General features: G+C 38.5%; 16 protein-coding genes and 1 tRNA gene. All 17 read left to right on the forward strand.

Going from position 1 to position 13,041, the window contains the following annotated elements; translation table 11 throughout:
• Complete coding sequence (locus tag AWW78_RS02395) at positions 1–918, forward strand: sigma-54 interaction domain-containing protein (protein WP_075426054.1); 918 nt, start codon at positions 1–3, stop codon at positions 916–918.
• Positions 919–1,087: 169 nt separating this feature from the next.
• Positions 1,088–1,495, forward strand: coding sequence for a 4Fe-4S dicluster domain-containing protein (locus AWW78_RS02400; RefSeq protein WP_075426055.1), 408 nt, complete (start codon positions 1,088–1,090; stop codon positions 1,493–1,495).
• Positions 1,476–1,613: a hypothetical protein gene (locus tag AWW78_RS10510; RefSeq protein ID WP_176696223.1), complete on the forward strand. Its 138-nt coding sequence runs from the start codon at positions 1,476–1,478 to the stop codon at positions 1,611–1,613. The genes AWW78_RS02400 and AWW78_RS10510 overlap by 20 nt, the downstream gene beginning before the upstream one ends.
• A 1-nt stretch (position 1,614) precedes the next feature.
• The gene (cooS, locus tag AWW78_RS02405; protein ID WP_082359536.1) at positions 1,615–3,585 is read left to right on the forward strand and encodes an anaerobic carbon-monoxide dehydrogenase catalytic subunit; all 1,971 of its coding nucleotides are present in this window, start codon (positions 1,615–1,617) and stop codon (positions 3,583–3,585) included.
• An 18-nt stretch (positions 3,586–3,603) separates the two neighbouring features.
• Entirely contained in the window at positions 3,604–4,491 is an 888-nt protein-coding gene (locus AWW78_RS02410; protein WP_082349113.1) for an ATP-binding protein, read from the forward strand.
• A gap of 3 nt (positions 4,492–4,494) precedes the next feature.
• Positions 4,495–5,736 (forward strand): NAD(P)/FAD-dependent oxidoreductase, encoded by a 1,242-nt coding sequence (locus AWW78_RS02415; RefSeq protein WP_047134035.1) that lies wholly within the window; start codon positions 4,495–4,497, stop codon positions 5,734–5,736.
• A 72-nt stretch (positions 5,737–5,808) separates the two neighbouring features.
• A complete protein-coding gene (locus AWW78_RS02420; protein ID WP_047134036.1) occupies positions 5,809–6,276 on the forward strand; it encodes a GNAT family N-acetyltransferase in 468 nt (155 codons plus the stop codon).
• A gap of 18 nt (positions 6,277–6,294) precedes the next feature.
• Positions 6,295–7,404 carry a hydrogenase small subunit gene (locus AWW78_RS02425; protein WP_047134037.1) on the forward strand — a complete coding sequence of 370 codons (1,110 nt, stop codon included), beginning with the start codon at positions 6,295–6,297 and terminating at the stop codon, positions 7,402–7,404.
• Positions 7,405–7,407: 3 nt separating this feature from the next.
• Positions 7,408–9,144 carry a nickel-dependent hydrogenase large subunit gene (locus AWW78_RS02430; protein WP_047134038.1) on the forward strand — a complete coding sequence of 579 codons (1,737 nt, stop codon included), beginning with the start codon at positions 7,408–7,410 and terminating at the stop codon, positions 9,142–9,144.
• A 22-nt stretch (positions 9,145–9,166) separates the two neighbouring features.
• Entirely contained in the window at positions 9,167–9,904 is a 738-nt protein-coding gene (cybH, locus tag AWW78_RS02435) for a Ni/Fe-hydrogenase, b-type cytochrome subunit (RefSeq protein ID WP_047134039.1), read from the forward strand.
• Complete coding sequence (locus tag AWW78_RS02440; RefSeq protein ID WP_047134040.1) at positions 9,883–10,374, forward strand: HyaD/HybD family hydrogenase maturation endopeptidase; 492 nt, start codon at positions 9,883–9,885, stop codon at positions 10,372–10,374. Before cybH ends, AWW78_RS02440 begins: the two co-directional genes overlap by 22 nt.
• The gene (locus AWW78_RS02445; RefSeq protein WP_047134041.1) at positions 10,364–10,741 is read left to right on the forward strand and encodes a hydrogenase expression/formation C-terminal domain-containing protein; all 378 of its coding nucleotides are present in this window, start codon (positions 10,364–10,366) and stop codon (positions 10,739–10,741) included. Before AWW78_RS02440 ends, AWW78_RS02445 begins: the two co-directional genes overlap by 11 nt.
• A gap of 44 nt (positions 10,742–10,785) precedes the next feature.
• Positions 10,786–10,858 (forward strand) — tRNA-Cys (locus AWW78_RS02450).
• Positions 10,859–10,888: 30 nt separating this feature from the next.
• Positions 10,889–11,080 (forward strand): 50S ribosomal protein L28, encoded by a 192-nt coding sequence (gene rpmB, locus AWW78_RS02455; RefSeq protein ID WP_047134042.1) that lies wholly within the window; start codon positions 10,889–10,891, stop codon positions 11,078–11,080.
• Between the two features lie 35 nt (positions 11,081–11,115).
• On the forward strand, positions 11,116–11,526 hold the full coding sequence (locus tag AWW78_RS02460) for a vitamin K epoxide reductase family protein (RefSeq protein ID WP_075426056.1): 411 nt from the start codon (positions 11,116–11,118) through the stop codon (positions 11,524–11,526).
• Between the two features lie 17 nt (positions 11,527–11,543).
• Positions 11,544–12,494, forward strand: a complete 951-nt coding sequence (locus AWW78_RS02465) for a histone deacetylase family protein (protein ID WP_047134044.1) — start codon at positions 11,544–11,546, stop codon at positions 12,492–12,494.
• A 74-nt stretch (positions 12,495–12,568) separates the two neighbouring features.
• Positions 12,569–13,041, forward strand: a 473-nt coding sequence (locus tag AWW78_RS02470; protein ID WP_047134045.1) for a hypothetical protein, incomplete at its 3' end; no start/stop codon positions are given.

The raw sequence follows: 13,041 nt of genomic DNA on the forward strand, positions 1-13,041 counted from the left end.
ATGAATGTTGTTATCGGTTCGCTTAAAAGCATCTTTGATGATGCTTTAATTGCTGCTTCAACTGATGAACCAGTTCTCATATTGGGGGAAACTGGAACAGGTAAAGAAGTACTCGCAAGATTCATTCATCAAAACTCAAGTAGAAGAGATAGAATTTTTATCCCCATAAATTGTGCTGCGATTCCTGCGAATCTCCTTGAGAGTGAACTTTTTGGGTATAAAAAGGGTGCTTTTACTGGGGCTGATAAAGATAAAAAAGGAATTTTTGAAGAGGCAAGTGGTGGAACTGTGTTTCTGGATGAGATTGGGGAATTGCCAATTGAAGCGCAGGTGAAAATTTTAAGGGCGATTGAGGAAAAGGAAATAATACCCGTTGGAGATACCAAGCCTAGGCAAGTTGACGTTCGCTTTATTGCTTCAACGAATGTGGATTTAAAAGCAAAGGTTGAAAAAGGTGAATTTAGGAAAGATCTTTATTATCGTCTTTCCGTTTTTGTTTATAAGCTTCCGCCATTGAGGGATAGAATTTTTGATCTCCCTGAATTTGTAAAGTATTTCATTCAATCCGCAGGTAAAAGTGTCAAAGTTGATCCATCCGTTATGGAATTGTTTTTCTGTTATCCCTGGCCTGGAAATATACGGGAGTTGCGAAGCGTTATAATTTATTCATTGGCGAAATCAAACGGCTCAGATATTAAAATTGAGCATTTGCCTGATTATTTAATACACTTTTGTAAACATCCAGAGATTTTAAGGGGGAAGAATGCAAAGGAAAAGTTGGAGTGTTTTGAGACATATTTAATTTCTGAAACTTTGAAAGAGCATCCGAATCCGAAGGAAGCTGCAAATTTACTTGGGTTAAGTTTGAGGACATTTTACAGGAAGTTAAAGAAATATAAAATTAACCCCAATAAATAAAGTCGTTCCTGCCGTTTAAAACTTTCCTGCCAAAGTTGGCAAAATTTCCAACCTTTGAATTGTCAGTTATGGCACTTCATGTTAATGTTTTGTTGGATTTTAACAATTTATCACTGGCACAACAATTGCAAATTTATCTTTTTGATTAAAAATTCACAGGAGTTATAAAATGAAAAAAGTTTTTATTGACCCTTCAAGATGCACGGGGTGTAAAAGTTGTGAGATAGCATGTGCTGTGGAACATTCCATTTCAAAAGATATTTATAAAGCAATTTTTGAGGAACCTCGCCCGCCGAGATTTAACAGCGTTTTAAAGTTGGATGGATTTATCGCTTCTTTGCGGTGTAATCATTGTGAAGACGCCCCATGTGTTGCTGTATGTCCGACCTCCGCAATTTACAGAGATAGCGAGACAAATCTTGTGGTATATAACAACGCAAAATGCATAGGTTGCTGGCAGTGTGCGATGGCTTGTCCATTTGGAGCAATTTATCCTGACATTGAAAGAAAAGTTGCAAGAAAATGTGATGGATGCAATGATAGAGTTAAAAAGTGGTATGATTCCAGCTTGTGTTGAAGCATGTCCAACAAATGCTTTAATTTATACGGATGTTTCAACCCTTGAACATTTCAAGAGGATATCAACAATTTCATCGCTTTCAAAATCAACGAAAACTTATATGGAGGTAATCTAAAATGGGGGACATTTTAAAAGATAAAGAAAGAGTTTGGGATAACAAGTCAAATGATTTTGGTTTACTTCCACCTTCAAATGTTGAACTTTTGAAAAAGCAAGCAAAAGAGGTTAAGACAACATCATTGCAAAGGTTAGCTTTACAGGAGCCTCAATGTGGTTTTGGGGAGCTTGGAGTATGTTGTAGAATGTGCTATATGGGTCCGTGTAGGATTGATATTTTTGACGGCGGTCCAAGGGTTGGGGTTTGCGGTGCGACGGCAGATACAATTGTTGCAAGGAATCTTTTAAGGGAAACGGTTGGCGGTGCTGCAGCACATACGGAGCACGCAATGGATATAGCGGAGGTTTTAAAAGAAGTTGCAGAGGGGAAAATTTCAACTTACACGATTAAAGATGAAGAAAAACTGAAAAGAGTTGCTGAAAACCTTGGGATCAAAACGGAAGGTAAGGATATAAAAGAAATAGCGAAAGAAGTTGCTGAGATTTCGCTTGAAGATTTCAAACGGCTTGAGAGGGAACCAGCTGTTTGGATTAAGGCGTATACTCCGAAGTCAAGTTATGAACAGCTTGAAAAACTCGGTGTAATTCCGCATAATGTTTGGCGTCCGATAATGAATGCGATGCATAGAACAAGTATGGGCAACGATGCTGACCCTGTAAACATAATGCTTGCAGATTTGCAGATGGGACTTATTGATGGACTTGGTTTGACGATGGCAACTGAACTTTCGGATGTTATCTTTGGGACGCCAAAGCCGATAAAAAGTAAAGCAAATCTTGCGGTAATTGATCCAGACTATGTTAATATCGCTGTTCACGGGCATAATCCCTTGCTCTCTGAGAAAATTGTTGAATGGGCAGAAAAATTAAATGATAAAGCAAAATCGCTTGGTGCGAAAGGAATAAATATAGTCGGTGTTTGTTGCACGGGTAACGAGGTCTTGATGAGACATGGTGTTCCTTTGGCTGCAAATGAATTTCAAGCTGAGCTCGCTATAGTAACTGGGGCGCTTGAAGCAATGGTTGTTGATTATCAATGCATATGGCCAATTTTAAGCGATGTTGCATCTTGTTATCATACGAAACTTATAACGACAATGCCATTTGTTAAAATACCTGGCGCAATTCATATTGAATATTCACCTGAAAAAGCTGATGAAGTTGCTCAAAAAGTTATTGAAACAGCCCTTGAAGCGTATAAGCAAAGAGAACCAAGCAGGGTTTTCATCCCTGATTCACCTGAAGAGATTATAGCTGGATTTTCTGTTGAGGCATTAATTGAGGTTTTGAAAAAAGTTAACCATGAAGATCCGCTGAAGCCTTTGATTGACAACATTGTAAATGGGAATATATTTGGTGTTGTTGCGATTGTAGGTTGTCCGAATCCAAAAACGAGACGACTTGCTTTTGCTGAGAGAATGATAAAAGGCTTGATCAAGAACAATGTCCTTGTGATTGTAACCGGTTGTATTGCTCATATTGCAGGTCAGGCTGGGTTTTTGAATCCGAATAAAGTTGATTCGTTTGAAGTTGGCGATGGTTTGAAACAGGTTTTGAAAGCGCTTGGAAATGTCGCTGGTTTGAATAGCTTGCCTGTGGCAATTCATATGGGTTCATGTGTTGATAACTCAAGGATTGGGGTTTTGCTCAAAGCTTTATCTGAAAAACTTGGGTTGAAGGTTTCGGATTTACCCGTTGTCGCTTCTGCACCCGAATTAATTTCTGAAAAAGCGATTTCAATTGGAACATGGGCGCTTGCGCTTGGTGTGACAGTTCATGTTTGCCCACCGCCGAGAATTTTAGGTGGTCCTAAAGTTAGAGAGATATTAACTAAAGATTTGAAGGCATTGACAGGTGGGGAAGCGTATGTTGAGTGTGACCCAGAGCTTGCGGTTAAAGGAATTCTTGATAGAATCAAACAAAAGAGAATCGCTTTAACTCTTCCAGTCCCTGAGGCGGTTCATATTTAAAATAATTTTGGTTGGCTGATGCCATTTACAACAGCGAGCGAAGAAGAAAGGGATTTAATTGTAAAAGAAGTTTTGGCAAAGATTCCGCAAGTTGAGGAAAAAGTTGAATCTGGCGTGAGAATAGTTGTCACTGGGAAAGGAGGTGTTGGCAAGACTGTTATATCCGCTGTTCTTGCTCATTTATTGGCTGATGCAGGTTTTAATGTTCTCGCTGTTGATGAGGACCCACAAATGAACCTGCCTTTTGCGCTTGGTTTGCCATTTGATGAAGCCGAGGCGATAGTTCCATTAAACAGACAGCTTGATTACATTGAGGAGAAAACTGGGGTTAGACCTGGGTCTGGGTGGGGTTTGTTTTTCAAGTTAAATCCAGATGTAAGCGATGTAGTTGAGAGATTCGGAATTAGGGTGAAAGATAGATTAAATCTTCTTGTAATGGGAACAGTTATGCAACCATCGATTGGATGTGCTTGCCCTGAAAATGATTTGCTTCAAGCGGTTGTAAACTATATAAATCTTCGCAAAGGTGAATTTATCATTATGGATACCGAAGCAGGGCTTGAACATTTTGGAAGGGCGATCGCCAAAGGATTTCATCACGCCATCATTATTTCTGAACCTACATTTAATTCAATTTATGTTATGAGACAAGCGGTGAAACTTGCGAAGGGGCTTGGGATTAGGAACATTCATCTTGTTTTTAATAAAGTTAGAGATGAAGAAGAGAAGGTAAGACAATTTCTTTCCAAGTTTGAAGCTGAATTTTCAGGATTGCCCGTTTATTTTTTGCCTTATGATGAAAATATCCAAAAAGCTGAGCCATCAGTTCAAACGATCTTGGAGAATGGAGCAACAAAGTTTGTCGATGCGGTTATGCAGATTTTAAAAAATCTACTTCAAGATTAGAGAATGCAAATTGTGATCATAGGAAATAGCATAGCTTGTGTGTCGGCGATTCGTGAGATAAGAAAGTGGGATAAAAAGAGTTCAATCACCGTAATTTCAAAAGAGTCGCTTGATCCAGCGATGCCGTATTATTCGCCTGTGGTTTTGCCATACTATATTGAAGGAAAACTTTCAAAGGAAAATTTGTTTTCAATTCGAATTGACTTCTACAACGAGATGAATGTTGATGTTAAACTTGGAGAGCGAGTCATTGCAGTTGAGCCAAAGGAAAGAATTGTTGTAACCGAAAAGAGCAAATATTTTTATGATAAACTTTTAATCGCAAGTGGGGCTTCACCGAGAATTCTTGATATCTCAGGTGCTAGGAATAAAAAGGTTTATGTTTTGCGAACTTATGAAGATGCTGAAAAAATTAAAAGTGATGATTCAAAGGAAGTAGTGATAATTGGTGGAGGACCAGTGGGGGTTGAGGCGGCTCTTTCGCTTTTAAAATTCAAAAAGAAGATTACAATAGTTGAGATCGCACCTTACATAATGAGCACTGTGTTTAGTAGAACTGTTTCGGAGATGATAGAAAAACAACTTGTTGAAAGGGGCGTTGAAGTTCTAAAAAATGAGGAGCCGATTGAGATTTCGGGCAATCCTGTGAAGTCGGTCAAGACAAATAAGCGAAAGATAAAATGTTCATCCGTTATTATGGGTGTTGGGGTTGTGCCGAATACTGACTTTGTTAAAGATGTTCTCAAACTTGGACCGAGGAATGGAATTCTCGTTGACGAGAGAATGCAAACATCTGAGCCTGATATTTATGCTGCTGGTGATTGTATTGAGTTGAGGAGTTTAATTGATGGAAGCATAAGACCTTTTCCTGTTTGGTCCAATGCTCAGGAGACTGGCAAAGTTGCGGGGGCTAACATTGCGGGGTGTGATCTAACTTATGAAGGTGGTATAAGGGTTAATGCTTTGAATGTCTTTGATAAAGCCTACTTTTCGATCGGCGATGTTTACGACGAAAGCAAAAGAATGAAAGAAATCGAGCGGGATGGCAGGATTGAGTTTTATTATTTTAGTAACGGCAACTTGATCGGAGCTGAAATTATCGGTGATGTTAAATATGCTGGGTTGTTGAAAAATATCATCAAAAGAAAACCTTCGATTGATATAGATGTTTTTAATGGAATTCAGGATTTCATCGGGGTTACCGTACCTGCCGTAAAGCACCTTTCCCTTGGTTACTTTACTTAAGAAATACATTAAAGTTACGGCACCTGAGGAGAAACGGTCTCGTGAGTTATCAATTAAAATTTTATTCGTGCATTGACGAAAGGTTTTTTTGAAAAAATTGAGACAAAAGAGTTTACGATGGAAGATATTGATTGCGTTTTGAAGATTCAAGAAGAGTTGAAAAAGAGCAATAGTTATAGCTTCCTTTGTGATAAGATGTTTATCGAGGTTTTGAATGAACTTCAAAGTTCTGGGTCTTTATTTGGTAGGATTGCTTACATTGGCGATAAGCCCGTTGGTTTAATTTTTGGAGATACTCGGCCGAAGTGGTATAGTGGGCCCGAATGTGGGTGGTTAATTGCGATTGTTGTTTTACCAGAGTATCGAAGGCAGGGTGTAGGTAGAAGACTTATTGCTGAGTTTTTTGATAAAGTCAGGGAGCTTGGTTTGAGAAAAGTATGTGCTATGGTTGAATTTGCTGATGAGGAAACGCTTGCGTTTTTGCGGAAGATGGGTTTTAAGCGAGGTAAGCTTGTTTATTTTGAAAAACAAATTTATTAAACAAAGGAGGTTTAAAAGATGCAAAAGCAGGAAACATTCTATGAAGCCGTGAGAAGAAACGGGATTTCAAGGCGTGATTTTTTGCGCTTTTGTTTTTTAACCACGGCTTACCTTGGACTTGAAAGTAGCATGGTTTCCAAGGTTGTTCGTGCGCTTGAATCAAAACCACGCCCGCCTGTTTTTTGGCTTAACTTTGCTGCTTGTACATGTTGTACTGAATCTCTTGTAAGGTCTTCACGTCCATTAATTTCGGATGTTCTTTTGACTGCCATATCACTTGATTATATGGAAACAATTCAAGTTGCAGCGGGTCATCAAGCTGAAGAGATCGTGTGGGAGGGGATGAAAAAGAATTTTGGAAACTATATTCTTGCTGTTGAAGGTTCTGTTCCAACGAAAGATGGTGGGGTTTATTGCACTGTTGGAGGTATGACGGCGATCGAATATCTTAAAAAAGCGGCACAAGGTGCAAAAGCGATAATTTCTGTCGGTTCCTGCTCATCTTTTGGTTGTGTTACCACAGCTTATCCAAATCCCACAGGTGCTAAACCGATCTATAAAATTATCACTGATAAACCAGTTGTCAATATCCCAGGTTGCCCGCCAATTGCTGAGGTTATAGTTGGAACAATAGTTCATCTCATTACATTTGATTCACTTCCTGAGCTTGATTCGCTGAAGAGGCCAAAGGTTTTCTATGGTCAAAGGATCCACGATAAATGTTATCGTAGAGCTTTCTTTGATGCTGGGATGTTTGTTGAGAAATTTGATGATGAAGGTGCAAGGAAGGGGTGGTGTTTATACAAAGTTGGATGTAGAGGACCTGTTACATACAATGCCTGTTCAATTGTTAAGTGGAACGAAGGCACGAGCTTCCCAATCCAGTCAGGGCATCCATGTCTTGGTTGTTCAGAGCCTGACTATTGGGATAAGACACCGCTTTATCAACATGTCGCCGATGTTCCTTTGCCTGGGTTTGCAACGGCAGATGAAATTGGCAAAGGATTTGCAATAGGCGTTGCAGTTGCAACTGGTGCTCATCTTGTTGCTTCAATTGTTAAGAAAGCAACTCAAAAGGCGAAAAAAGCAGAAGTTGGCGAAGAAAAGAAACAACAAAAGGAGGAATAAAAAATGGCACAAAGAGTTGTCGTAGATCCAATGACCCGAATTGAGGGTCACCTTAGAGTTCAAGCAATTGTTGATGGAAATGTAATCAAGGATGCTTCTTGCACAAGTGCTCTTTTCAGAGGAATTGAAATAATTTTAAGGGGTAGAGATCCGAGAGAGGTTTGGGCTCTTGCGGAAAGAATCTGTGGCGTTTGCACATTGGTGCACGCTGTTACTTCTGTAAGAGCAATTGAAGATGCTCTTAAAATTAGGATACCGAAAAATGCTAATTTGATAAGAAACATAATGATCGCAACTCTTTATGTTCATGACCATACTGTTCATTTTTATCATCTTCATGCACTTGATTGGGTTGATGTGGTTTCAGCATTGAAAGCAAATCCAAAGGCTACAGCTGAGCTTGCGCAAAAGATATCAAATTGGCCTAAATCATCGGTTGGGTATTTCACAGATATTCAGAACAGGTTAAAGAAATTTGTTGAATCTGGTCAACTTGGAATTTTCGCAAATGCATATTGGGGGCATCCTAGTTATAAGTTACCGCCAGAGGCAAATCTCCTTGCCGTTGCACATTATATTGAAGCGTTGAATTGGCAGAAGGAAATTGTAAAGATACATACTGTCTTCGGAGGGAAAAACCCACATCCAAATCTTATTGTTGGTGGGATGCCATGCGCAATTAATTTGAACCATCCCGATGCAATTAATGTTGATAAACTTGCTCTTGTGAAGTCAAAAATTGAAGAAGCGGAGCAAATCGTTGAACAACTTTATTGGCCTGATCTTCTTGCCATAATGTCTTTCTACAAAGAGTGGGCAAAGTGGGGTGGAGGTGTAAGTAAGAAAGGCGTTCTTGACTACGGTGAATTTCCAGAAGATACAGGTGATATAAAAACAATCCTGAGCACAAACAGATGGAGAGGCGGAGCTGTTCTTGATGGTAATCTTAATGAAGTTCATGAAGTTGATCCAACTGATCCAGAGCAAATTCAGGAATATGTCGCTTACTCTTGGTATGAATATTCAAAAGGAGATAAAATTGCGTTTCATCCATGGGATGGCGAGACGAATCCCAAATATACTGGACCGACGCCACCTTGGGAATTTCTTGACATGGATAAAAAGTATTCATGGATGAAGGCACCGCGTTGGCGCGGAAAGCCAATGGAGGGTGGACCCCTTGCAAGAACTATTATCGCCCTTGCGCATAAAGATGAAGAAGTTAAGTCTTATGTTGACGAAGCCCTTAAGAAGCTTGGACTTCCATTTGATGCAATGTATTCAACGCTTGGCAGAACTATCGCAAGGGGAATTGAAACGAGAAGAGCCTTAACAATGTTGAAGAAACTTTTTGATGAACTTGTTGCAAATATCAAAGCTGGTGATTACCAGACTGCAAACATGGAGAAGTGGGATCCTGACAAATGGCCCAAAGGTGAGATAAAAGGAGTAGGAACATACGCAGCGCCTCGCGGTGCTTTAGCACATTGGGTGAAAATCAAAGATGGTAAAATCGCAAATTATCAAGCTGTGGTTGCGACTACATGGAATGGTTCACCGCGCGATGCTTTAGGTCAGCGTGGCCCGATGGAAGAGTCATTGATTGGTGTTCCAGTTCATGATCCGCATAAGCCACTTGAAATTTTAAGAGTAATTCATTCTTTCGACCCGTGTCTTGCATGCTCAACTCATGTTCTGGATGTAAACGGGAATGAAATAACGAAAATCGAAATTTTATAAAAACAAATTTGGTGAAAGCAAAATGCAAGCAAATCAAATATATCGGGTTGAATCTGAGTGTGTAACAAGATATTATGTTTGGGATGCTGTTGTGAGAGTTAGCCATTGGATAAATGTGATCGCTGTTGGTGTTTTAATTTTTACGGGCTTTTATATCAGTACTCCGTTTTATCGGCCAACTGCTGATGAGCCATTCGGTGCCACTGTTATGGCAACGATGAAAAATTTACATTTTCTCTTTGCGATAATTTTTACGTTAAATGGTTTGTTTCGTGCTTATTGGTTCTTTGCTGGAAATACATATCGTCAGTGGTTTAGATTTCATATTTGGAAAGCTGATTTTTGGAAGGAGGCATGGTGGAAGTTAAAGGATTATATAACATTGCGCTACACTGATTATGAGCTTCACACACTGGGGCATAATACGCTTGCCACTTTAACTTATGTGATACTTTTCCTTGCAGCTTCGGTTCAAGGTTTGACTGGATTTGCAATGGCTGGTAAGATAAACCCTGGTGGATTTTTTGATACTTTGTTTGGGTGGGTGATTCCTCTCTTTGGTGGTGAGGCAAATGTCAGGATGATTCACAAGATAATAATGTGGGGTATAATTGGATTTATGATTCACCATATCAGTTTCGTTATCTATCTTGAGGTGTTCAGAGAGAAGGGAATGCTGTCATCTATGATAACTGGGTTAAAGACAAGACCATTTGGTTGGGAGCCCGTTGAAAAGCCATGGGAAAAGAAGGAAAAGTGAAAATCGGTATTCTCGGCATAGGTAATCCATTGCTTGGTGATGATGGATTTGGTGTTGAAGTTGTTAGAAAGTTAAAAGAAGAAATTGGGGAGTCACCTGATCTTGAAATTATTGATGGTGGCTCCCTTGGTATTTATCTTTTGCCATACCTTGAGGATAAAACTTATCTTATCGTTGTTGATGTTGTCAACTTCGGTGGAAAGCCAGGGGAAATTGTAAAGTTTGAGTTGAATAAAATTCCTGGTTTTATTGGCTTAAAGGTGTCTGAACATCAAATAACTTTTCACGAAGTCATTGCGTTAATGAATCTTCTTGATATAAAACCGATTGAAAGTGTCTTAATTGGGGTTCAGCCGAAGAATAACGAATGGGGTGCTGAAATGAGTGATGAGGTAAAGGGAGCGATTGGCAAAGTTGTTGAAAAAGTAAAAGAACAAATAGAAATCTGGAGGAAGGGAAATGCAACCTGATTTGATGAACGCAGTTTTTCTTTTAAGCGAGATAAAACATGCGTTGGTGGATTTAAAGAATGAGGGTAAGAAAAAAGTCATAAATTTGAGCAATTTCCCTCTATCTAATGATGAGGCGAGATTTATTGATGAAAAGCTTGGAAGGGGGAATGTTAAAATAATTTACGAGGGTACAGAGTTAACCGTTTGGCAGGAGACGGGGATTTCAGGAGTATGGTGGGGTGAATATAGAAATTCAAATGGCAAGGTAATTCTGCGAACGATTGAGATAACATTTTACCCTGAGCTCGCAATGTCCCAGATTGAGGATATAGAGGAGGGGATAGATAAATTGGATGAGATATTGAAGGATCTTAAAGGGGTTTAAATTTTGATTTTTTAACATCAAATTTTTATATTTATAACCGAAAAGGCGACGTACCCAAGTGGCTAAGGGGGCGGTCTGCAAAACCGCTATTCCTGGGTTCGAATCCCAGCGTCGCCTCAAAATTTGTAACTAAATAAAAAGAGAAAAATGGCAAATATCTGCGCAATCTGTGGTAAAAAACCTATAACTGGGCACAGAATAAGTCACGCTCATAATCTTTCCAAAAGGAGATGGCTTCCAAATCTTCAAAAGGTTAGAGCTGTAATTGATGGAGAGGTTAAAAGAGTAAAGGTGTGTGCAACCTGCATTAAGTTGGGACGTATTCAAAAACCAGCCTAATTTATCCTGACCCCCGCGGTCAGGTTTTTATTTTTATGTACGACAACTTTTTTATATTGCTTTTATCTATTGTTGGCTTTTACATTTCTCTGTATTTTACGCTGGTCTATTATGGCATAATATCACCGTCGAGATTTATCCTGCCTGAAGTATGTAAGTTGTCAGAGAATGCTTGCCAATCAATAATTAACACTAAGTATGCAAGAATTTTAGGCTTGCCCAACTTTGTATATGGACTTTTATACTACATTGTTGTTTTTCTTTTTGCTATTTTTAATTTCAACGGTTATATTAAAACAGCGCTAATGTTAATCTCTTTTGTCACTGTTGTTCTTGGAGTTTATTTGATTTATGTTTTGATGAAGGTTTTAAAAGTTAATTGTTTGCTTTGTTTCATAAGTCATGTTGTGAACTTTTTTATTATGGTTTTATTTGTTTTGAAATGAAATTCAGTTTGTTAAAAATGGAAAAGGTAGGTTTGATTTATCATGAAGATTATTTGAAACATGATACTGGGGCAGGACATCCAGAAAGGAAGGAAAGATTAATTGCAATAGTTGAGCATTTAAAAAAGTCAGATTTAAACGAAAAAATTGAATGGATTTCACCTGAGTTAAAAAGTGATGTTGAAAAGTGGATACTAAAGGTTCATTCACCAAGACATCTTGAGTTTGTGAAAAGTTCAATTTTGTCTGGAGTAAGATTACTTGATTTTGGAGATACCTATGTCAGTAAGGATTCTTTAAATTCAGCGTTGCTTGCTGTCTCTGGTGTAATTGATGGTGTTGATAAAATTTTTAAAGGAGGCTTTGATAAGATATTTTGTGCTGTAAGACCCCCAGGTCATCATGCGGAAAGCGAAAGGGTGATGGGATTTTGTATTTTTAATAATGTCGCTATTGCAGCAAAGTATGCACAGGAAGCTTATGGAATCGAAAAGATCGCTATAATTGATTGGGATGTTCATCATGGAAATGGAACGCAAGAAATATTTTATGAAGATCCAACTGTTTTTTACATAAGTTTGCATCAATATCCTTTTTACCCTGGAACTGGCTCAAGAGAAGAAAAAGGAACAGGCAAGGGATATGGCTTTACACTTAATTTCCCAATGCCCGCCGGGTCTGATGATGAGGACTATTTGAAAATTTTTGGTAATGAAATTGTGCCAACCCTTGAAAAATTTCAACCTGAACTTATCATTATATCTGCTGGTTTTGACGCACACCGAGATGACCCACTTGCTGGTATGAACCTCACCGAGAATGCATTCAAAATGATGACAAATTTAACAAACGAAGTTGCTGTAAAATTTTCAAATGGTAAGGTTTTATCCGTCCTTGAAGGTGGATACAATCTTGGAGCGTTAGCGAGATCGGTTGAAAGTCATTTAAGAGCATTTCTTGGGATGTGATTTAAATCACTTTAAAGTCTCAATAAGGTTTATTAACTTGTAATAGAACTTAAAACAAATTAAGCGGAACAAAAATGCGAAAGATAACTTTATTAGCAGTTTTATTTTTAATTTTTCTATATGGGTGCTTTGAAAAACCGTCCGAACCTGTTTTGCCTACTTGGGATGTTGATTTGACAGTTCCAATACTTGAGAAAACATTTACACTTGGTGAGCTTGTTGAAAAGGACACAACATATTTTAAAATAGGTAGCAATAATCAAATTTACTACTCCACCACAAGTGAACTTGAAGCAACGACTGTCGGAGACAACTTAAAAATTTCAGATATTTCAACTTCAGCACAAACTCAACTTGGAAATTTTGAAATTAAAAACCCTGGGACGATAACCGCAAGCATTAAAGTATATGAAATTTTTCCGGCTTTGTCTTCAAATATTCCGCCTGGGAACTATATTATCCCTTCAAATGCCCCAGGTCAAACTGTTTCAGTGAATTTTACAGCGTTTGAAAGCTTTCAATCGGTAAAATTTGATAATGGTATTTT

Origin of the sequence: Candidatus Kryptonium thompsonii (assembly GCF_001535985.1) — a bacterium.
GTDB lineage: Bacteria > Bacteroidota > Ignavibacteria > Kryptoniales > Kryptoniaceae > Kryptonium > Kryptonium thompsonii.

Excerpts from the sequence above, each read along its gene's own strand:
- AWW78_RS02395 (WP_075426054.1), top strand. The coding sequence starts at position 1 with ATGAATGTTGTTATCGGTTCGCTTAAAAGCATCTTTGATGATGCTTTA.
- AWW78_RS02400 (WP_075426055.1), top strand. The coding sequence starts at position 1,088 with ATGAAAAAAGTTTTTATTGACCCTTCAAGATGCACGGGGTGTAAAAGT.
- AWW78_RS10510 (WP_176696223.1), top strand. The coding sequence starts at position 1,476 with ATGATTCCAGCTTGTGTTGAAGCATGTCCAACAAATGCTTTAATTTAT.
- cooS (WP_082359536.1), top strand. The coding sequence starts at position 1,615 with ATGGGGGACATTTTAAAAGATAAAGAAAGAGTTTGGGATAACAAGTCA.
- AWW78_RS02410 (WP_082349113.1), top strand. The coding sequence starts at position 3,604 with ATGCCATTTACAACAGCGAGCGAAGAAGAAAGGGATTTAATTGTAAAA.
- AWW78_RS02415 (WP_047134035.1), top strand. The coding sequence starts at position 4,495 with ATGCAAATTGTGATCATAGGAAATAGCATAGCTTGTGTGTCGGCGATT.
- AWW78_RS02425 (WP_047134037.1), top strand. The coding sequence starts at position 6,295 with ATGCAAAAGCAGGAAACATTCTATGAAGCCGTGAGAAGAAACGGGATT.
- AWW78_RS02430 (WP_047134038.1), top strand. The coding sequence starts at position 7,408 with ATGGCACAAAGAGTTGTCGTAGATCCAATGACCCGAATTGAGGGTCAC.
- cybH (WP_047134039.1), top strand. The coding sequence starts at position 9,167 with ATGCAAGCAAATCAAATATATCGGGTTGAATCTGAGTGTGTAACAAGA.
- AWW78_RS02440 (WP_047134040.1), top strand. The coding sequence starts at position 9,883 with ATGGGAAAAGAAGGAAAAGTGAAAATCGGTATTCTCGGCATAGGTAAT.
- AWW78_RS02445 (WP_047134041.1), top strand. The coding sequence starts at position 10,364 with ATGCAACCTGATTTGATGAACGCAGTTTTTCTTTTAAGCGAGATAAAA.
- rpmB (WP_047134042.1), top strand. The coding sequence starts at position 10,889 with ATGGCAAATATCTGCGCAATCTGTGGTAAAAAACCTATAACTGGGCAC.
- AWW78_RS02460 (WP_075426056.1), top strand. The coding sequence starts at position 11,116 with ATGTACGACAACTTTTTTATATTGCTTTTATCTATTGTTGGCTTTTAC.
- AWW78_RS02465 (WP_047134044.1), top strand. The coding sequence starts at position 11,544 with ATGGAAAAGGTAGGTTTGATTTATCATGAAGATTATTTGAAACATGAT.